The organism is Streptomyces sp. NPDC046860 (assembly GCF_040645115.1).
Lineage (GTDB): Bacteria > Actinomycetota > Actinomycetes > Streptomycetales > Streptomycetaceae > Streptomyces.
The window spans coordinates 239,565-255,820 of record NZ_JBEYXQ010000002.1; the positions used below are offsets into that span (position 1 = coordinate 239,565).

Genomic DNA, 16,256 nt, shown 5'->3' on the forward strand with positions numbered 1-16,256 from the left:
CCCCGTCGCCGCACGGCGCCCAAGCGGCACCGTGCGGCGACGGTCCGGTGCCTGTTCGGACCTCAGCAGTAGAGGTTGGAGCCAGGGCTCACGCCCAGGATGGCGGTGAAGTTCCGGTACGCCGTCACCCGGCTCTCCACCTGCCCGGGGTTCTTCCCGTCGCATTCGAGGGAGCCGTTGATGGTGCGGATGGTCTGACCGAAGCCCTTGTCATTCACCATCGCGTTGTGCGCGGTCATCGTGCCGGCGCCCGTCGAGGTGTTCCAGAACCACAGACCGGTCCGCCACGCCACCGCCGAGTCGGTCTGGACCAGGCTGGGGTTGCGGAGGAGGTCGATGCCCAGGGCGTCGCCCGCGGCCTTGTAGTTGAAGTTCCAGGACAGCTGGATGGGGCCGCGCCCGTAGTAGGCGGACTGACCCGCCGGGCAGCCGTAGGACTGGCTCCAGTCGCAGTAGTGCGAGTAGTTGGCCGTGTTCTGCTCCACCACGTGCACCAGATGACCGGTCTCGTGGTCGACGTTGGCGAGGAACGCGGCGGCTTCCCGCTTCTTGATCGTGTCGCTGCCGGTGTTGGCGAACCCGGGGTAGGAGCTCAGCGCCTGCACCAGACCGCTGTAGCTGTAGAAGCTGTTGCGGCTCGGGAACATCTGGTTGAACTGGGACTCGCTGACCACGAAGCCGGAGGGAGTCGAGCCGCCGGCGGCGGGCGCGGTCCACTTCTGGTTCGACGCACCCGTGCAGGTCCAGATCTGCAGGCGGGTGCCGTTGGCGGAGTTCTTCTCGCGGACGTCCAGGCACTTGTCGGCCGCGGGGTTCACGATGTCCCGGGCGGAGGTGACCACCCACTTCTGGTTGGGGTTGCCGGTGCAGTCCCACAGCTGCACGCCGGCGCCGTCGGCGGTGCTCATCTCGACGACGTCGAGGCACTTGCCGAGCGCGCGCAGAGTGCCGTCCCCCGGGTTGGACCAGACCTGTGCGTTGTTCCCGTTGCAGTCGTGCAGCTGGATCGGCGTCCCGTTGGTGCTGTCCGCCCATGCCACGTCGACGCACTTTCCGGCGAGCCCCGTGATCTGGCCGTCGGCGGCGGAGGCGGACGGTGCGGCCACCAGCAGGGCCGTGATCAGCCCGGCGAGCAGGGTGAAGAGCGTCAGCCGCGCGGACGCGCCTGAGGCTCCGCGCCGCTGCGGGCGCCGTCCGGCAAGGAAACTGAACATAGGAATACCACTCCTTCGCCGGCCGCGAGGCCGACAGTGCGCGAAGAACGAAACTACGTCCAGGCAGGAGGCTCTTGAGCGTCAACTCCCGCCGATGGAACCCCCGTTGAGTTCCGTGACGTGGGAGACGTTTGCAGAGAGATGGGTGAACGGTCAACATTTTCCGGAGCGGTGGCAGGGGAATTCAATTCACATCGGCGCCCAGGTTCCATCAGGCCGGTGATGAGGCAGGACAGGGGAAACGGACAATGCATGAACAGGGCGTACGCGGCCCAGTGCACGGCCGGAGAGGTACGGCACAGCGCGGAGGCCGGCGGCCGACGTCATAAAGCCGCGCCTTTGATCGCGCTGGCGGTGGGCACTTTCGCCATCGGCTCGCGCGAATTCGGAACCAAGAGCATCACCCGACGCCCCGACGCTGATAGGGGCGAGGAATCCGGCGGCGCTCAACCTCGCAGCCCCTCTAGGAGCGGTCGGCGGGTCGGTCGCTCTCAGTACGGGTTTCAGGGTGCTCTCCCCCCCCTGTCCGCGAGCGACGTCATGAGCGACGTGCCGCAGACCGGGAGGCCGGGCGCGTCCTGGCCCGGCGGCCGCGATCCCCTGGGCATGATGGCCGCCCGGGGTACCGAGAACAGAACGGAGCCGTGTCGTGCCCTTCGCGGAGTCGACCGGTGGCCGTGCGTCCGGGCCCCCTGGAGCCGCACCGCCCGCCGTGCGGCGGTCCGTGGCGCCGCTGCTGGCCGTGTGCACGGGATACTTCATGGTCATCCTGGACGTCACGGTCATCAACGTCGCCGTGCCCGTGGTGGGCCGGGAACTGCCGGCCTCGCTCACCGGCATCCAGTGGATCACGGACGGGTACACCCTGGTCTTCGCCGGATTCCTGATGACCGGCGGCGCGCTGGGTGACCGCCTGGGCAATCGGCGCGTCTTCAGGGCGGGCGTCTCGGTGTTCACGGTGGCCTCGGCCGCCTGCGCGTTCGCGCCGAGTGCCGCCTTCCTCGTGGTGGCCCGGCTGCTGGAAGGGCTCGGTGCGGCGTTGATCGTCCCCGGCTCGCTCGCCCTGCTCCAGGAGGCGTACCCGCTGCCCGCCGCACGTTCGCGGGCTTTCGGGCTGTGGGGGTCGATGGCGGGTGTCGCGGCCTCCGCCGGGCCGCTGCTGGGCGGGTTGCTGGTGTCGACCGTGGGCTGGCGCTGGGTCTTCCTGATCAATCTGCCCGTCGGCGTGGCCTGCCTGTTCCTGACGTGGCGGCATGTGGCACCCTCCCCGCGTCACGCCGGCCGGTCCCTGGACTGGCCGGCGCAGTGCGCCGTGGTGGCGGCGGTGGCCCTGCTGACCGGCGCGCTGAACGAGGCCGGCCGGCGGGGCTGGTCCGATCCCCTCGTGCTCGCCGGGCTGGCCCTGGTCGTGCCCGCCGCCGGGGCGTTCGTGTGGCGCGAGCGGGTCGCCCGTTCGCCCGGCCTTCCACCGCGCCTGCTCGGCTCGCGCACGATGGCCGGCGGGGCCGTCCTCGGCCTGCTGTTCAACTTCGCCTTCTACGGCATGGTGTTCACAGCCAGCCTGGACTTCCAGCACCAGCGTGGCTTCGGCGCCCTCAGGACCGGACTGGCGCTGTTCCCGGCCGTGGCGATGACGATGTTCGCCTCCGTCCTGTCCGGACGGCTCGCCCGCCGCACCGGTCACCGTCCACTGGTGGTCTCCGGCATGCTCCTCGGCGCGCTGGGGCTGGCCGGCTGGGCCGCGGCGGGAACCGATCCTGCCTACCCCCTGCTGGTGGCCCCGATGATGGCCGTCGGATTCGGTACGTCCTTCGCGCTCACCGGCTCGACCGCCACGGTGATGGGTGCCGCGCCCCCGGAGTACGCCGGGGCTGCCTCCGCGCTGTTCAACACCGCCCGCCAGATCGGCAGCGCGACCGGCGTGGCCCTCGGCGGCAGCCTGCTGGCCGGCGGTGCCGACTACGGCACCGGACTTCGCATCAGCATGGCGGCCGGAGCCCTCGCCTATCTGACCGCGGCGGTCGTCGCGTGGGTGTGCGTCCCGGACGGACCGAAGGCACCGCCCCCGGTGCGGACGCGGCGATGATGCTCGCGGTCAGTCTCGGCGGGCGTACGCCGTGATGCGGTCGGCGAGACCGGTGACGAGGTCACGGAGTTCGTCGGGGCGCTCGATGACGAACGGCCGGTCGAGTGCGGCGAGTACCGGAGGCAGCCAGTCGAGCCGCTCCGCCCGCAACTCGGCGCGCAGCCAGCGCTCGGCCGCCCGGTCCTCGGGCGCCCGGTCCTCGGCGGTCGCGGAATCGTGCTCCTCCAGGCACGCGACACTGGCCGGAAGGTGCGCGCGGATCTGCTCGACCGTCCCGTGGATCCGCAAGGTGACCTGATGCCGGTACCCGGCCGTGGCCAACCCCGACAGCACGCGCTGTGCCGGACCCGGCCCCACCGGCGCCTCGAACGAGCCGGGCAGGGCCCTCGCGGCCGCGATGCGATCGAGCCGGAAGGTCCGGTCATCGTCGGCCTGGGGGTCCTTGCCCGTCACGTACCACCTGCCCCCATGGGCGACGATCCCGTAGGCGTGCAGGGTGCGTTCGCTGCGCCGTCCGTCACGGTCGGTGTAGCGGACCGAGACCGGCCGGCGGTGGCGCACCGCATCGGCGATCGTGAGCAGGATACCGGCGTCCGGGGTGTCGAACTCGCCGGGCTGATCGGTGAAGGCGAGAGCCTCCATGAGTGCGTCGAGCCGGACGGCGAGGTGCTTGGGCAGCACCCGCTGGATCTTCGCCGACGCCGTCTCGTTCGCCGTGCGTTCCGTCGTCGTCAGCCCCGCCCGGCGGCCGGCGACCAGGCCGAGCAGCACGGCCAGCGCCTCGTCGTCGCTGAGCATGAGCGGGGGCAGGCGGTACCCGGGAGCCAGCCGGTACCCGCCGTAGCGACCGCGCACCGACTCCACGGGTACGTCCAGGTCGATCAGGTGGTCCACGTACCGCCGCACCGTGCGCCCTTCGACGCCGAGCCGGTCGGCGAGCTCGGCCACGGTCCGGGTGCCGCCGGACTGCAGCAGCTCCAGGAGTGTCAGCACGCGGCCGGTGGGTCGAGGCATGGTGCGCAGCGTAACGCGAATACAGGACCGATTCTGTCCACTATTTCTCCTAGCCTGCGACGTACGCGCCTCCGGCACGACCAAGGAGATCCCCATGGAGTTCGTCTCGATCCGCATCATCACCGGCGACGTCGCTCGTCTCGTCGACTTCTACGAGCGAGCCACAGGGGCACGGGCGACTTGGGCCACCGAGGACTTCGCCGAGCTCAGGACCGCGGGCGCCACCCTCGCGATCGCCGGCATCCGCACCGTCCCTCTGTTCGCCCCGGGCTCTGCCCGCCCGGCGGACAACCACAGCGTGATCATCGAGTTCCTCGTCGACGACGTGGACCGCGTCCACCAGAACCTGACCGACCTCGTCACCGACTTCGTCAGCGGGCCCACCACGATGCCCTGGGGCAACCGGTCGCTGCTGTTCCGTGACCCCGACGGCAACCTCGTCAACTTCTTCACCCCCGTCACCCCGCCGGCTGTCGAGAAGTTCGCGCACTGACGCACCCACCGGCGCTCCGGTCAGGTGATCGCCGGGTTGGTCCCGTCGGGCAGCGCGCAGGCGTAACCGGCGTAGGCGCGTGAGACGACCTGTCCGCCGGCGGCCGCGCAGTCGTCTCTGGAGATGTTCGGGGACGAGGCGGCCGCGACGCCGGCGGCGCCGATGGCGCTCACGCAGGTCAGGGTCGCGGCGGCCAGGACGGCGCCCAGGATTCTTCGCACGCGCATGACGTTCCTCCTCCCGAGCGCCTCCGTCCGGCCGTCCGGAAGGGCAGGTCTTCGAACGACGGCGCCCTTCTCTTCAGAATGGGCGTTCCGTGCGGGGCCCGCGAGGCGGGGCCCGCACGGAACCGTGGGGGGCTGTCGCGCGCTGTCCTCTAGCGCGGTTCGTGGGCCGCCGCGCGGCAGGCGCCGGTCGCGGCGCCGCCCGCCACTCCGGCGCCGGTCAGCCCGGTCACGCAGCTCTGCAGGTCGCCGACCACGCCACGGCCGCAGGCCGCTGTGACGGAGGCGGAGTCAGTGGCACCGGCCAGCTCTGCCATGCGTGCGCAGGCGGGGATGTCCGCCCGGGCCGCCGGAGCGGCGATGACCGCACCGGCGAGGGAGAGGGAGAGGGCGGCGAGGGCAGAGGCGATACGGGTCGACGTGTGCATGAGACGAACCTGCCTTCCGGCTCGGTAGCGCGGTCCTGGTCCCCCCTCCCCCGTTCCAGCGTCGCATCGTCTTCCGCGCCCGTCCTGGGCATCCGGAGGCGGGGCACGCCGGGTGACCGCGACCGCGCGAGGCGCGGCAGCCGATCCGGGGTGGCTCGGTCAGCTGTCACCCGGCAGCGAGGTCGCCGCGGCTGCGACGCCCGGAGTCGCCGTCTCCTGCCCCGGACCGGGGTCCTCGGCCGGCCTGTCGGACCGCGCGAGCAGCCAGTACAGGGTGGCCGGCACGGCGAGTCCGACGATCCACGAGACGTCCGACCCGCCGAGCGGCGCGACGAGTGGTCCGGTGTAGAACGAGGTGGCCAGGAAGGGGAGTTGGGCCAGGACGCCGACCGCGTACACGATCAGCGCGCCCCAGCGCCAGGCGCCGTAGCGGCCGTGCGGGTCGAAGAGGGCGGGGATGTCGTAGCGCTCGCGGGAGATCAGGTAGTAGTCGACGAGGTTGATGGCCGACCAGGGCGTGAAGAAGGTCAGCAGGAACAGCAGGAAGTCCTTGAACGAGACGAGGAAGCTGTCCTTGCCGGCCAGGGCCAGCACGGTGCCGGCCACCATGATCGCGGCGATGTACGCGGCCCGGCCGCGCGGCGACAGCGTCCGCTGCCCCCGGAAGCCGCTGATCCCCGTGACCATGGAGATGAAGCCGCCGTAGGTGTTGAGGACGTTGATCGTGAGCTTGCCCAGGGCGATGACGAAGTACAGGAGCGACGCGACCACACCGGCGCCGCCGAGTGAGACGACGTAACCGACCTGGTCGTCCAGGAACCGCTCCCCGGCACTGGCCGCCACCAGTACGCCGAGCGTCATCGACCACTGGGAGCCGAGCGCCGAGCCGGACAGGGTCCACCAGAACGTCGCCCGGGCGCTGGTCGTGCGCGGCAGGTAGCGCGAGTAGTCGGCGACGTACGGGCCGAAGGCGAGCTGCCAGGACGCTGACAGCGACATGGCGAGCAGGAACATCGGCAGGGAGAAGTGCGCGTCCGCGAGAAGTGCCCCCACGTCGACGCGGTCGAGCAGCCGGATGCCCAGGAAGACGAAGGCGACGGCGCAGACGGCGCTCGCGACTCGCCCCAGGGCGTGGATGACGCGGTAGCCGATCGCGGCCATGACGGCGGTCAGCGCGGCGAAGGCGACGATGCCCGTGGTGTCGTCGGCGTGGACGAGCCGGGCGGTGGCCTGCCCGGCGAGCACGCTGCCGCTCGCGAAGAATCCGATGTACATCAGGATGACGAGGAACAGCGGCACCGCGGCGCCCCGGACGCCGAACTGCGCGCGTGACTGGATCATCTGCGGCAGTCCCAGCCTCGGACCCTGCGCGGAGTGCAGCGCCATGACCGCGCCGCCCAGCAGGTTGCCCGCGACGAGTCCCACGAGCGACCAGACCACGTCACCGCCGAACACGACGGCGAGAGCTCCGGTGACGATGGCGGTGATCTGCAGGTTCGCGCCGAGCCAGAGCGTGAACTGGCTGACCGCCCGGCCGTGTCGCTCGCTGTCCGGTACCACGTCGATGGAATGCCGTTCGATCACGCCCTCGGCTCGGCCGGGACCGCCCGTGGTGCGCGCGTCCTTGTGGTCGAAACGCCCCGCCCTGGTCATCGTCTGCCCTCCGCGCGCCGGCCCGTTCTGCATATAGCCATGCAGACTCCGATCCACTGAATGATTTGTCAATACCCTGCTGACCGGGCGCCTCTCCTCCTGTTAATTTCATGCGGTGATCTCTCTGGGGGAGCCCGCGTTCTTCACCCGCCTGCGTGACGCGCGGCGGATTCTCATCGCCGGTGCGGGCGGCGGATTCGACGTGTACGCCGGACTGCCGCTGGCCCTGGCGCTGCGGTCGGCGGGCAAGGAGGTGCACCTCGCCAACCTGTCCTTCGCCGACCTGTACGGCCTCAGCCCCGAGGTGTGGGTGGCTGAGGATGTGGCCGCCGTCGGGCCCGACACCCCAGTGCGCGGCGACTACTTCCCCGAGCGGACGCTCGCTCAGTGGCTCTCGACGCAGGATCTGCCCGCGACCGTGTACGCGTTCCCGAGCATCGGGGTGGGTCCGCTGCGGGCGGCGTACCGGGCGCTGATCGCGCGCCTCGGCGGTGTCGACGCGGTCGTGCTGGTGGACGGCGGGACCGACATCCTGATGCGCGGCGACGAGCACGGGCTCGGCACCCCGGAGGAGGACATGGCGAGCCTGGCCGCCGTGAACGGGCTGGACGAGATCCCCCACCGGCTGGTCGCCTGCCTCGGTTTCGGGGTGGACGCGTATCACGGCGTGAACCACGCGCTCGTGCTGGAGAACCTGGCCGCGCTGGACCGGGAGGGCTCCTATCTGGGCGCGTTCTCGCTGCTGGGGGCGGGCCGGGAAGGCGCGCTCTATCTCGACGCGGTGGCCCATGCCCAGCGCTCGACCCCGAGTCACCCGAGCATCGTGAACGGGTCGGTGGCCGCGGCCGTGCGCGGCGACTTCGGTGACGTCCGGTTCACGGAGAGGACCAGGGGCAGCGAGTTGTTCGTCAACCCGCTGATGTCGCTGTACTTCTGCGTGGACCTGCCCGGACTCGCCCGGCGCAACCTGTACCTGGACCTGCTGGAGCGGACCTCGCTGATGCGTCAGGTGAGTTCCGTGATCGAGGAGTTCCGGGCCGCCCTCCCCCGCCAGCGTCCACCACGGGTGTTCCCGCACTGAGCCTCGCCGCGGTGCGCGCACACGGTCCGGTCACCTCCCCCGGGTCCCCCTATGCTCGGCCTGTGCAGCCGCTCCCCGACCTCCCCGATCTCCCCGATCCGCTGATCTCGGCGTTCCCGGCCAGGTTCGCCGAGGATGTCGAAGCGGTGCTGGCGGTGATGCCGGCCGCCCAGCTGGAGCCTGTCGGCTTCTTCCCGGTCGGCGTCGAGGGCCGGGAGGTGTCCATACCCGGGCGTCTCTACCACGACGAGCCGTCGGCCGAGTTGGTCGCGGCTCTCTCGCCTCGTCAGCAGCGGATTCTGCACTGCCTGTACTCCAGGCACTGCGACGGGCGGGTCAGGCAGCGGCACTTGGCGGAGATCGTCGGCCACGTGGACCCGTGGGTCGTCCCGTACGTCCTGCAACTGACCGGCGAGTACGTCGTGGAGATCCTGGTCGCCGTCCTCGACGGGCTTCGTGATCTCGCGGCGCCGGGCAACCCCGGCCACATCGCCTACGGACGGTTCATCGTGGAGAACCCGCTCCACTTCGCGCGGACCCAGCGACGGGTCGTCAGCTACTGGAACTGCTACTACCGGTCGGTCTGGTCGAGCTTCCGGGGCTACCCGGGCTGCGTCCTTCTCGACCTGTTCCGTTCGGCCGCCTCGGACAGCGCGGGCCGCCCCTGGCCCAGCCTCGCCCCGGAGGCGCGCGCCCGGGTGGACGGCTACTGCTGAAGCCAGCCGGTGGCGTCCGCCACCTCGCGCGCGATGTCGACCACGGAACGCCCGTCGGTCCTCACCCGGACCGCGTCCAGGGGCATCCGCTCGTCCAGCAGTCGTGCCTTACGGGCACTGCTCTCCATTTCGTGCTGGAGCTCCGAGCCCTGTTCGCGGCCGGTCAGCCGTGCGCGGACGGTGGTGTCGGAGGCGGTGAGCACCACCCGTACGATCCTGACCTCCGCGCCCATGGCCCGCTGGAAGATGCCCTCGTTCTCGGGCAGCACGCTCACCGTGTGCGTGTAGATCAGGCGGCGGTACCCGAGTTCGGCGTAGTTCGACCAGAGTGCCGTCAGATTGCGCTCGGTGATCTTGGTGCGGCGGGGGTCGCCTTCCGGGGCGGGATGCGCCTGCGCCATGAAGTCACCCTCGATCACGCAGTGGGCGACCTCCGCGGCGCGCAGGCGCGCGGAGACCTCCCAGCCCACCGTCGTCTTGCCGACACCCGGGCGCCCTGAGAGGAGCGGTACCTCCGCTTGGTCCATGACCGCACCCTGCCATCGCACAGCCGGACCGGGCGAACGAAACCGGCGCTCACGGCGTCATGTGGCGGGTGATCAGGTCCAGCAGGCGCAGGACGGCCGCGTCCGCTTCCGGGCGGTGGACGGCGACCAGGGTGGTCTCCAGGTAGGCGGACGAGCCGCTCAGGGGGACGAAGGCGACCTCGGGCACCTGGAAGTCACGCAGACGCTCGGGCAGAAGGCTGACGCAGAGTCCGGAGGCGACGTAGCTGAACAGGCCGGTGAGGTCGTCGGAGACCGCTCGGCTACGAGGGATGAAGCCGGCCTCGTGGCAGGCCAGTTGGACCTGGTGGGCCAGGGCCGGGAGTGCCGTGGCGTCGGGCAGGACGAAGTCCTCGTCCCGCAGGTCCCCGAGCGAGATCATGTCGGCTCCGGCCAGCGGGTGACCGCGCGGCACCGCCGCGGCGATGCGCTCCACGGCGAAGTCACGGGTGACGAGGTCCGCCGACAGTGGTGAGGGGTCGCGCAGGAATCCCAGGTCCAGCGTGCCGGAGCGGACCATCTCGGCGAGGGCGGCGGGCGAGTCCTGGTGCAGGTGGATGCGCAGGCCGGGCAGTTCCTCGGCGGCCGCCCTCAGGAGCCGGGGCAGGTAGTGGTGGCTGAGGATGCTGACGTACCCCACCCGGACGTCACCGGCCAGGCCGCCGGCGACTCGGCGTACCCGCTCGATGGCCGCCGACTGGGCCGCGAGCAGGCGCTGCGCGTCGGCGGTGAACGTCTCGCCGGCCGGGGTCAGCGACACCCCGCCCGGCCCCCGCTCGAACAGCCGCACCCCCAGCCCCCGCTCCAGGCGCTGGATCGACTGACTCAGCGGCGGCTGGCTCATGGAGAGGCGTTCCGCGGCGCGGCCAAAATGCCGCTCGTCGGCCACCGCAAGAAACTGCTCCAGGAGGCGCTTGGTCAGCTGAATATCGTCAATCATATCGCCCATACATCAACCATATATTGGACAGACCCCAGGCGGCAGGTGTCCACTGAGTCGTGGGTGCTCGGTCGGCAGCGCCCTTCCCCCAGACCAAATGCGATGCGGGAGAGGTCCGCGCATCTCCGCGGACGACACCGACCACCTGCGCCGCGGGCCGAGCGGCGCATTCCTCTCCCTGGAGGCTCTCGATGCAGAAGCAGGATGTCGTCCGGCTCTTCACCACGCCCGTGGGCGCCCCCGCCTACGCGCCCACCCGGTACCGCTTCACCGATCGCGAGTACCTGAACATCTACTACCGCACCGACCCCGAGGCGCTGCGCCGGCTGGTACCGGAACCGCTGTCGGTCACGGACCCGGTCGTCCGCTTCGAGATCATGCGGATGCCCGACGTCACCGGCCTGGGCGACTACACCGAGGCGGGCCAGCTCGTCGCCGTCGAGCACGAGGGCGAGGCGGGCGAGTTCAGCCTCGCGATGTACGTCGACAGCGTCCCCGCGATCTCCAGCGGCCGCGAGTACAGCGCGTACCCGAAGAAGGGCGGGTCTCCCTCCCTGTACGTCGACTCCGACACCCTGGTCGGCACGCTCGACTACGGCACCCTGCGCGTCGCCACGGCCACCATGGGCTTCAAGCACCACGCCATGGACCTCGACGAGGCCCGCGCGGAGATCTGCTCGCCGAACTTCATGATCAAGACGATCCCGGACTACGACGGCGGCCTGCGCGTGTGCGATCTGGTCCGCACCCGGATCACGGACGTCACCGTCAAGAGCGCCTTCACCGGCCCGGCCCGGCTCGAGCTCTTCGCCCATGTGATGGCTCCGCTCTCGGACCTGCCGGTCCTGGAGATCCTCAGCGCCAGCCACATCGTGACCGACCTGACCCTCAACCCGGTCGAACCCGTCTACGACTACCTGGCCGCCTGACCCGGTCGCGGACCCCGGCGTCCTCGTCCCCCACCGGTGACCGAGACGGTCCCACCCCCTGCTGTTCGAGAAAGGCCCGCCCCATGTCCCCCACCCCTGAGCCCGTCCTGGACTCCTACAAGCGCGCCGCGATCATCGGCGGCGGCGTCATCGGTGTCTCCTGGGCCGGTCTCTTCCTCGCCCGTGGCATCAAGGTCGTCGTCAACGACCCCCGCGGCGACATCGAGGACCTTGTCCTCGCGGGCCTGGCGGAGATCGCCCCCACCCTGGACGCGCTCGGTCTGCCCACCGAGAACCTCGCCGCCGGGCTCACCTTCGAGGCCGACCTGGCCACCGCCGTCTCCGACGTCGACATCGTCCAGGAGAACGGCCCCGAACGCCTCGAACTCAAGCAGCGGATCTGGCAGACCGTCGAGCGGAACGCCCCGGCCCACGCGCTGCTGGCCACCTCGACCTCCAGCATCCCGGCGACCGCCATCGCGGAGGCCATGCGGCAGCCCGAGCGGCTCATCGTGGGCCATCCCTTCAACCCGCCGCACCTCGTGCCGCTGGTGGAGATCGTCCCCGGCGAGAGGACCTCCGAGGCCACCGTCCACCAGGCCAAGGCGTTCTACGCCGCGCTGGGCAAGAAGCCGCAGGTCCTGCGCAAGGAGGTACCGGGCTTCGTCGCCAACCGCCTGCAGTCCGCGATCTTCCGTGAGTGCGTCCACCTGGTGGCCGAGGGCGTCGTCACCGAGCAGGAGCTCGACGACATCGTCACCTCCTCCATCGGCATGCGCTGGGCGGTCGGCGGCCCCTTCCGCACCTTCCACCTCGGTGGTGGCCCGGGCGGACTGCCGCACTTCATCGAGCACCTCGGGCGTGCCATGGAGAGCGGCATGTGGCCGGTGCTGGGCAACCCCACCTTCGACGACGCCACCGTCGCCGAGCTGACCGACCAGGCGGCCGACGCCTTCGGCGGGAGCAGCGTCGCGGAACTCGCCGCCGAGCGGGACCGGGCGCAGATCGCCCTCATGCGCGCCCTGGGCGAGACGCCCGGCGCCGTCGCCGGCCAGGCCTGAGCAGCCTTCCCTCACCTCCCCCCCAACGCACCACACCTGAGAAACGAAGAGATCATGCCCCTCCCTGACAACTCCGGCCCTGACAACTCCCGCCCCGACAACTCCCTCACCGACAAGATCCAGAGGGCGATCGACAACCCGGCCACCGACGACGCGTTCGACGTGCACGCCGAGACGGACGAGGTACTGGCCGGCATCGGCCTGAAGCCGGGCGCCACCGGCGGCCGGATCACCTTCGAGGGCGCCGACCCGGTCGTGCCCAGCACCCTGCGGCTCGGCGCGGCCTCCGGCATCGCCCTGGTCGCCAAGTCCGCCGCCGTCGCGGCTCTGTGGAAGGACCGCACCGGGCGCGGCCAGGACATCCACATGGACCTGCGCAAGGGCCCGCACCGGCTGTGCCCCTTCTACGAGGGCAAGTGGGAACTCCTCAACGGATACACCGGCGGCACGCCGTCCATCATCAACATGGCGCTCGCCAACAACTTCTACCGCACCGCGGACGAGCGCTGGATGATGCCGTTCAACATCTATCCCAACATCAAGGTCGCCGCCCAGCGCCTGCTCGGCGTCGGTGAGGTGCCCGAGCACGTCGAGGCCGCGATCGCGAAGTGGGACGCCCGGGAGCTGGAGCGGGCGGGCGCCGAGGCCGGATGCGTCATGCCGATGGTGCGCACCCCTCAGGAGATCCTGCGGGAGGAGCAGTACGAGCAGGTGCTGTCCAGGCTGCCGCTGGTGGAGATCACCCGCGTCGGCGACAGCGATCCGGAGCGGCTCCCCGCCGACCCGACCGCCCCGTTCGACGGCGTGAAGGCGCTGGGCATGGGCCACATCATCGCCGGTGCCGGTGCCGGCCGGGCCATGGCGCTGCACGGCGCGGACGTGCTGAACCTGTGGCGCCCGTACGAGCTCGAGCACGATGTCACGTACAACTCCACGAGCGTGGGCGTGCGTTCGGCCACGGTGAGCCCGTACACGAAGGACGGCCTGGCTCTCGTCCACAAGCTGCAGTCCGAGGCCGACGTCTTCTACGCCAACCGGCGCCCCGGCTTCCTCGGCCGTATCGGTCTGTCCGAGGAGGAGGCCGTCGCCCGCCGCCCCGGCCTGATCTACGCGACGGTGTCGCTGAACGGGCGGAGCGGTCCGTGGAAGGACTACCTCGGCTTCGACCAGACGGCCGGCGCGCTGACCGGCCTTCTGCACCTGGAGGGCGACGGCGACAGGCCCGCGCTGCCTCCCATCACCGTCGTCAACGACTACCTCGTCTCCTGGTTCCTGACGGCCGGCATCGCCGAGGCCCTGCGGCGGCGCGCCGTGGAGGGCGGCAGCTACCGGGTCCACGTGTCCCTGTCCCGGGTCGCCCTGTGGATCCTGTCCATGGGCATCTTCGACCAGGACTACGCCAAGGGGATCGCGGGCACCGGCGAGCCGCACGCCTACCCGGACCCGGAGCTGTTCACCGCCGAGACCCCGCTCGGCCACTACCAGGGCATCACCGACCAGGTGCGGATGTCGGACACCCCCGGCGCCTACCGGCAGATCCTCGTCCCGCGCGGCTCGCAGCGCCCGGAGTGGCTGCCCACCGCCTGACTTCCCGGCCCCGACCGGCCCTGCCTCCCGTCCGCGTCGGCGCGCTCCGCCGGGCCCCGGCCCCGGCCCCGGCCTAGTCTTCTTCTGTGCGCACAGTGGAGCTGCTGCCCGACGAGGCGACCGAGGCACGGGTACGGCGGGTCTGGGCGCGGCTGGCGGCGGCGGGGTTGCCCAGTATGGCCGGGCACCGGCACCCCACGAACCGGCCCCACCTGACCCTGGCGACGGCGTCCGACCTGCCGTGGGACGCGCGGACCGGGCTGGCCGAGGCGCTCTCCGTGCTTCCGGTGCCGCTGCGGCTGGAGCACACGGTCCGCTTCGCCGGGCGGACGTCCGTACTGGCCTGGCGGGTCGTGCCGGACGCCGCGCTGTCCGCCCTCCAGCGGCAGGTGTGGGAGCTGGTCGGCGGCGGTGACAACCCCCTGCTGGAGCCGGACGAATGGGTCCCCCATCTCACCCTCGGCCGGACGCGGTCCAAGGGCGATCCATGGCCCGCCGAACTCCTGCCCGTCGAGCTGTCCGAGCCGTGGGAGGGGGCGTTCACCGCGGCGCGGAGCTACGACACCGGGACGCGGAGCGTGGAGCGGCTCACGCGGGCTTCCGCGACGCCGCCCGGGTCCGGGGTCCCGGTCCACCGCGACCGGCGCGATTCGTCCTCCGGCGGGACGGTGAACGGTTAGAGTGCGCGTGCGACGCGGTGAGGGGGTCCCATGGCGAAGGTCAATGTCAGTCTCGACGCCGAACTCGTGGTCGAGGTGATGGTGCTGGCCGGGATCGGCTCGCCGCAGGACGCGGTCGAGGCGGTGGTGCGGGACTACATCGCCCGTGGTCATCGCACCGAGGCCCGGACCGAACGCACGGACCTGAAGCTGCGGGAGACCGACATCAGGCCGCAGGACCCGCAGGGCTGATCGGGCCGTTCCCGGTTGCCGCCCTGGCAGGATGACCGCATGGAACGAGTACGTGGAATCGGTGGCTACTTCATCCGGGCCGCCGACCCGGCCGCCCTGAGCGCGTGGTACCGCGACTGTCTGGGGCTGGACAGCGACGAGCACGGCCTGTGGCGTCAGGACGCCGGGCCGACGGTGTTCGCCGCCTTCGAGTCCGGGACCGGCTACTTCGGCGCGCCGACGCAGCAGACCATGCTCAACTTCCGGGTCGGCGACCTCGACGCGATGCTCGCGCAACTGCGCGCCAAGGGGGCGGACGTGGCCGAGGAGACGCAGGACATGGCGGGGGTGGGCCGGTTCGGCTGGGTCACCGACCCCGAGGGCAACCGGGTCGAGCTGTGGCAGCCCGCCTGACCCCGTAGCGGCCGCGAGGCGCGGTTCCTGGCTCAACTCGCCGCCGTCTCAGGTCCAGTTGGCTGAGTTAGGGTTGCCCGGTCCGCCGACCCGCTCCAAGGAAGGGTGCTCCATGCTCGACCGGATCGTGCGGCACCTCGCCTGCCCGCACTGCGGTGCCGCGCAGGCGATGGGCGAGCGGGCGCTCCACTGCTCCGCGGGACACTCCTTCGACATCGCGAAGCAGGGGTACGTGAATCTGCTGCCCGGGGCGACGAAACTGCGGGCGGACACACGGGAGATGGTGGAGGCGCGCGACGCCTTCCTGTCGGCCGGGCACTACGACCCGGTGCGGGACGCGCTGGCCGGGCTGGCGCGGCGGACGGCCGATCCGGCGGTGCCCGGCTGTGTCGTCGACATCGGGGGCGGGACGGGCCACCACCTCGCCGGGGTCATGGACGCGTTACCCGGTCTCGACGGCCTGCTGCTGGACATCTCCAAGTACGCCGTGCGGCGGGCCGCCAAGGCCCATCCGCGGATCGCCGCCGCCGTCGCCGACGCCTGGCGGACGCTTCCGCTGCGGGACGACACCGCCGCCCTGGTGATCAACACGTTCGCTCCCCGCAACGGTCCCGAACTGCGCCGGATCATCCGGCACGGCGGTGTCCTCCTGGTCGTCACTCCCCTGCCCGGGCACCTGAACGAACTCGTCGGCGCGCTGGGGCTGCTGCGGGTGGCCGAGGGCAAGGAGTCACGGCTCGCCGGGCAACTGGCCCCGCACTTCTCGCCCGTCGCCACGGAGCGGCTGACCCGGACCATGGCGCTCGATCACCGGGCTCTGGCCCATCTGGTCGGCATGGGGCCCAATGCCTGGCACCGCGACGCCCGGGAGGATGCCGAGCGGATACGGCGGCTGCCCGCGCCGGTGCGGGTCACGCTGTCCGTACGGCTCTCCGCCTACCGGTTGTCGGCGTAGCGGCTGTCGGCGTAGCGGCTGTCGGC

At 71.2% G+C, this 16,256-nt stretch carries 18 protein-coding genes; 11 read left to right on the forward strand and 7 right to left on the reverse strand.

Annotated elements, in window-relative coordinates:
- Nucleotides 1–62 precede the first annotated feature (62 nt).
- Nucleotides 63–1,214: a glycoside hydrolase family 19 protein gene (locus tag ABZ898_RS04595; protein ID WP_361652706.1), complete on the reverse strand. Its 1,152-nt coding sequence runs from the start codon at nt 1,212–1,214 to the stop codon at nt 63–65.
- Nucleotides 1,215–1,938: 724 nt separating this feature from the next.
- On the opposite strand from ABZ898_RS04595, the gene ABZ898_RS04600 reads away from it, so the two are divergent.
- Nucleotides 1,939–3,300, forward strand: coding sequence for an MFS transporter (locus ABZ898_RS04600; protein WP_361653120.1), 1,362 nt, complete (start codon nt 1,939–1,941; stop codon nt 3,298–3,300).
- Nucleotides 3,301–3,309: 9 nt separating this feature from the next.
- Here ABZ898_RS04600 and ABZ898_RS04605 read toward each other — a convergent pair whose 3' ends face one another.
- Nucleotides 3,310–4,314, reverse strand: a complete 1,005-nt coding sequence (locus tag ABZ898_RS04605) for a YafY family protein (RefSeq protein ID WP_361652708.1) — start codon at nt 4,312–4,314, stop codon at nt 3,310–3,312.
- A gap of 94 nt (nt 4,315–4,408) precedes the next feature.
- Here ABZ898_RS04605 and ABZ898_RS04610 point away from each other — a divergent pair, with 94 nt between their 5' ends.
- The gene (locus ABZ898_RS04610; RefSeq protein WP_361652710.1) at nt 4,409–4,807 is read left to right on the forward strand and encodes a VOC family protein; all 399 of its coding nucleotides are present in this window, start codon (nt 4,409–4,411) and stop codon (nt 4,805–4,807) included.
- A 20-nt stretch (nt 4,808–4,827) separates the two neighbouring features.
- Here ABZ898_RS04610 and ABZ898_RS04615 read toward each other — a convergent pair whose 3' ends face one another.
- The 3 genes from ABZ898_RS04615 to ABZ898_RS04625 form a co-directional block, all read right to left on the reverse strand.
- A complete protein-coding gene (locus ABZ898_RS04615) occupies nt 4,828–5,034 on the reverse strand; it encodes a hypothetical protein (protein WP_361652712.1) in 207 nt (68 codons plus the stop codon).
- A 149-nt stretch (nt 5,035–5,183) separates the two neighbouring features.
- Nucleotides 5,184–5,459: a hypothetical protein gene (locus ABZ898_RS04620; RefSeq protein WP_361652714.1), complete on the reverse strand. Its 276-nt coding sequence runs from the start codon at nt 5,457–5,459 to the stop codon at nt 5,184–5,186.
- A 159-nt stretch (nt 5,460–5,618) separates the two neighbouring features.
- Nucleotides 5,619–7,112: a cytosine permease gene (locus ABZ898_RS04625; RefSeq protein ID WP_361652716.1), complete on the reverse strand. Its 1,494-nt coding sequence runs from the start codon at nt 7,110–7,112 to the stop codon at nt 5,619–5,621.
- A gap of 115 nt (nt 7,113–7,227) precedes the next feature.
- Between ABZ898_RS04625 and ABZ898_RS04630 the strand changes: the two genes are divergently transcribed.
- Together ABZ898_RS04630 and ABZ898_RS04635 are read left to right on the forward strand one after the other, a co-directional pair.
- Nucleotides 7,228–8,193, forward strand: coding sequence for a DUF1152 domain-containing protein (locus ABZ898_RS04630; RefSeq protein WP_361652718.1), 966 nt, complete (start codon nt 7,228–7,230; stop codon nt 8,191–8,193).
- A 62-nt stretch (nt 8,194–8,255) separates the two neighbouring features.
- Nucleotides 8,256–8,909 (forward strand): hypothetical protein, encoded by a 654-nt coding sequence (locus ABZ898_RS04635; protein WP_361652720.1) that lies wholly within the window; start codon nt 8,256–8,258, stop codon nt 8,907–8,909.
- On the opposite strand, the gene ABZ898_RS04640 is transcribed toward ABZ898_RS04635, so the two are convergent.
- The gene (locus ABZ898_RS04640) at nt 8,900–9,436 is read right to left on the reverse strand and encodes an AAA family ATPase (RefSeq protein ID WP_361652722.1); all 537 of its coding nucleotides are present in this window, start codon (nt 9,434–9,436) and stop codon (nt 8,900–8,902) included. The two genes, ABZ898_RS04635 and ABZ898_RS04640, sit on opposite strands and share 10 nt — an antisense overlap.
- A 49-nt stretch (nt 9,437–9,485) precedes the next feature.
- Nucleotides 9,486–10,403: a LysR substrate-binding domain-containing protein gene (locus ABZ898_RS04645; RefSeq protein WP_361652724.1), complete on the reverse strand. Its 918-nt coding sequence runs from the start codon at nt 10,401–10,403 to the stop codon at nt 9,486–9,488.
- A gap of 182 nt (nt 10,404–10,585) precedes the next feature.
- On the opposite strand from ABZ898_RS04645, the gene ABZ898_RS04650 reads away from it, so the two are divergent.
- The 7 genes from ABZ898_RS04650 to ABZ898_RS04680 all read left to right on the forward strand — a co-directional run bounded on the left by ABZ898_RS04650 (nt 10,586) and on the right by ABZ898_RS04680 (nt 16,230).
- Entirely contained in the window at nt 10,586–11,323 is a 738-nt protein-coding gene (locus ABZ898_RS04650; RefSeq protein ID WP_361652726.1) for an acetoacetate decarboxylase, read from the forward strand.
- Between the two features lie 83 nt (nt 11,324–11,406).
- On the forward strand, nt 11,407–12,384 hold the full coding sequence (locus ABZ898_RS04655; protein WP_361652728.1) for a 3-hydroxyacyl-CoA dehydrogenase NAD-binding domain-containing protein: 978 nt from the start codon (nt 11,407–11,409) through the stop codon (nt 12,382–12,384).
- 54 nt (nt 12,385–12,438) lie between these two features.
- Nucleotides 12,439–13,971, forward strand: a complete 1,533-nt coding sequence (locus tag ABZ898_RS04660; protein WP_361652730.1) for a CoA transferase — start codon at nt 12,439–12,441, stop codon at nt 13,969–13,971.
- 86 nt (nt 13,972–14,057) lie between these two features.
- The gene (locus ABZ898_RS04665; RefSeq protein ID WP_361652732.1) at nt 14,058–14,651 is read left to right on the forward strand and encodes a 2'-5' RNA ligase family protein; all 594 of its coding nucleotides are present in this window, start codon (nt 14,058–14,060) and stop codon (nt 14,649–14,651) included.
- A 30-nt stretch (nt 14,652–14,681) separates the two neighbouring features.
- The gene (locus ABZ898_RS04670) at nt 14,682–14,882 is read left to right on the forward strand and encodes a DUF2191 domain-containing protein (RefSeq protein WP_361652734.1); all 201 of its coding nucleotides are present in this window, start codon (nt 14,682–14,684) and stop codon (nt 14,880–14,882) included.
- Nucleotides 14,883–14,921: 39 nt separating this feature from the next.
- Complete coding sequence (locus ABZ898_RS04675) at nt 14,922–15,275, forward strand: VOC family protein (protein ID WP_361652736.1); 354 nt, start codon at nt 14,922–14,924, stop codon at nt 15,273–15,275.
- Between the two features lie 112 nt (nt 15,276–15,387).
- The gene (locus tag ABZ898_RS04680; protein ID WP_361652738.1) at nt 15,388–16,230 is read left to right on the forward strand and encodes a putative RNA methyltransferase; all 843 of its coding nucleotides are present in this window, start codon (nt 15,388–15,390) and stop codon (nt 16,228–16,230) included.
- Nucleotides 16,231–16,256 lie beyond the last annotated feature (26 nt).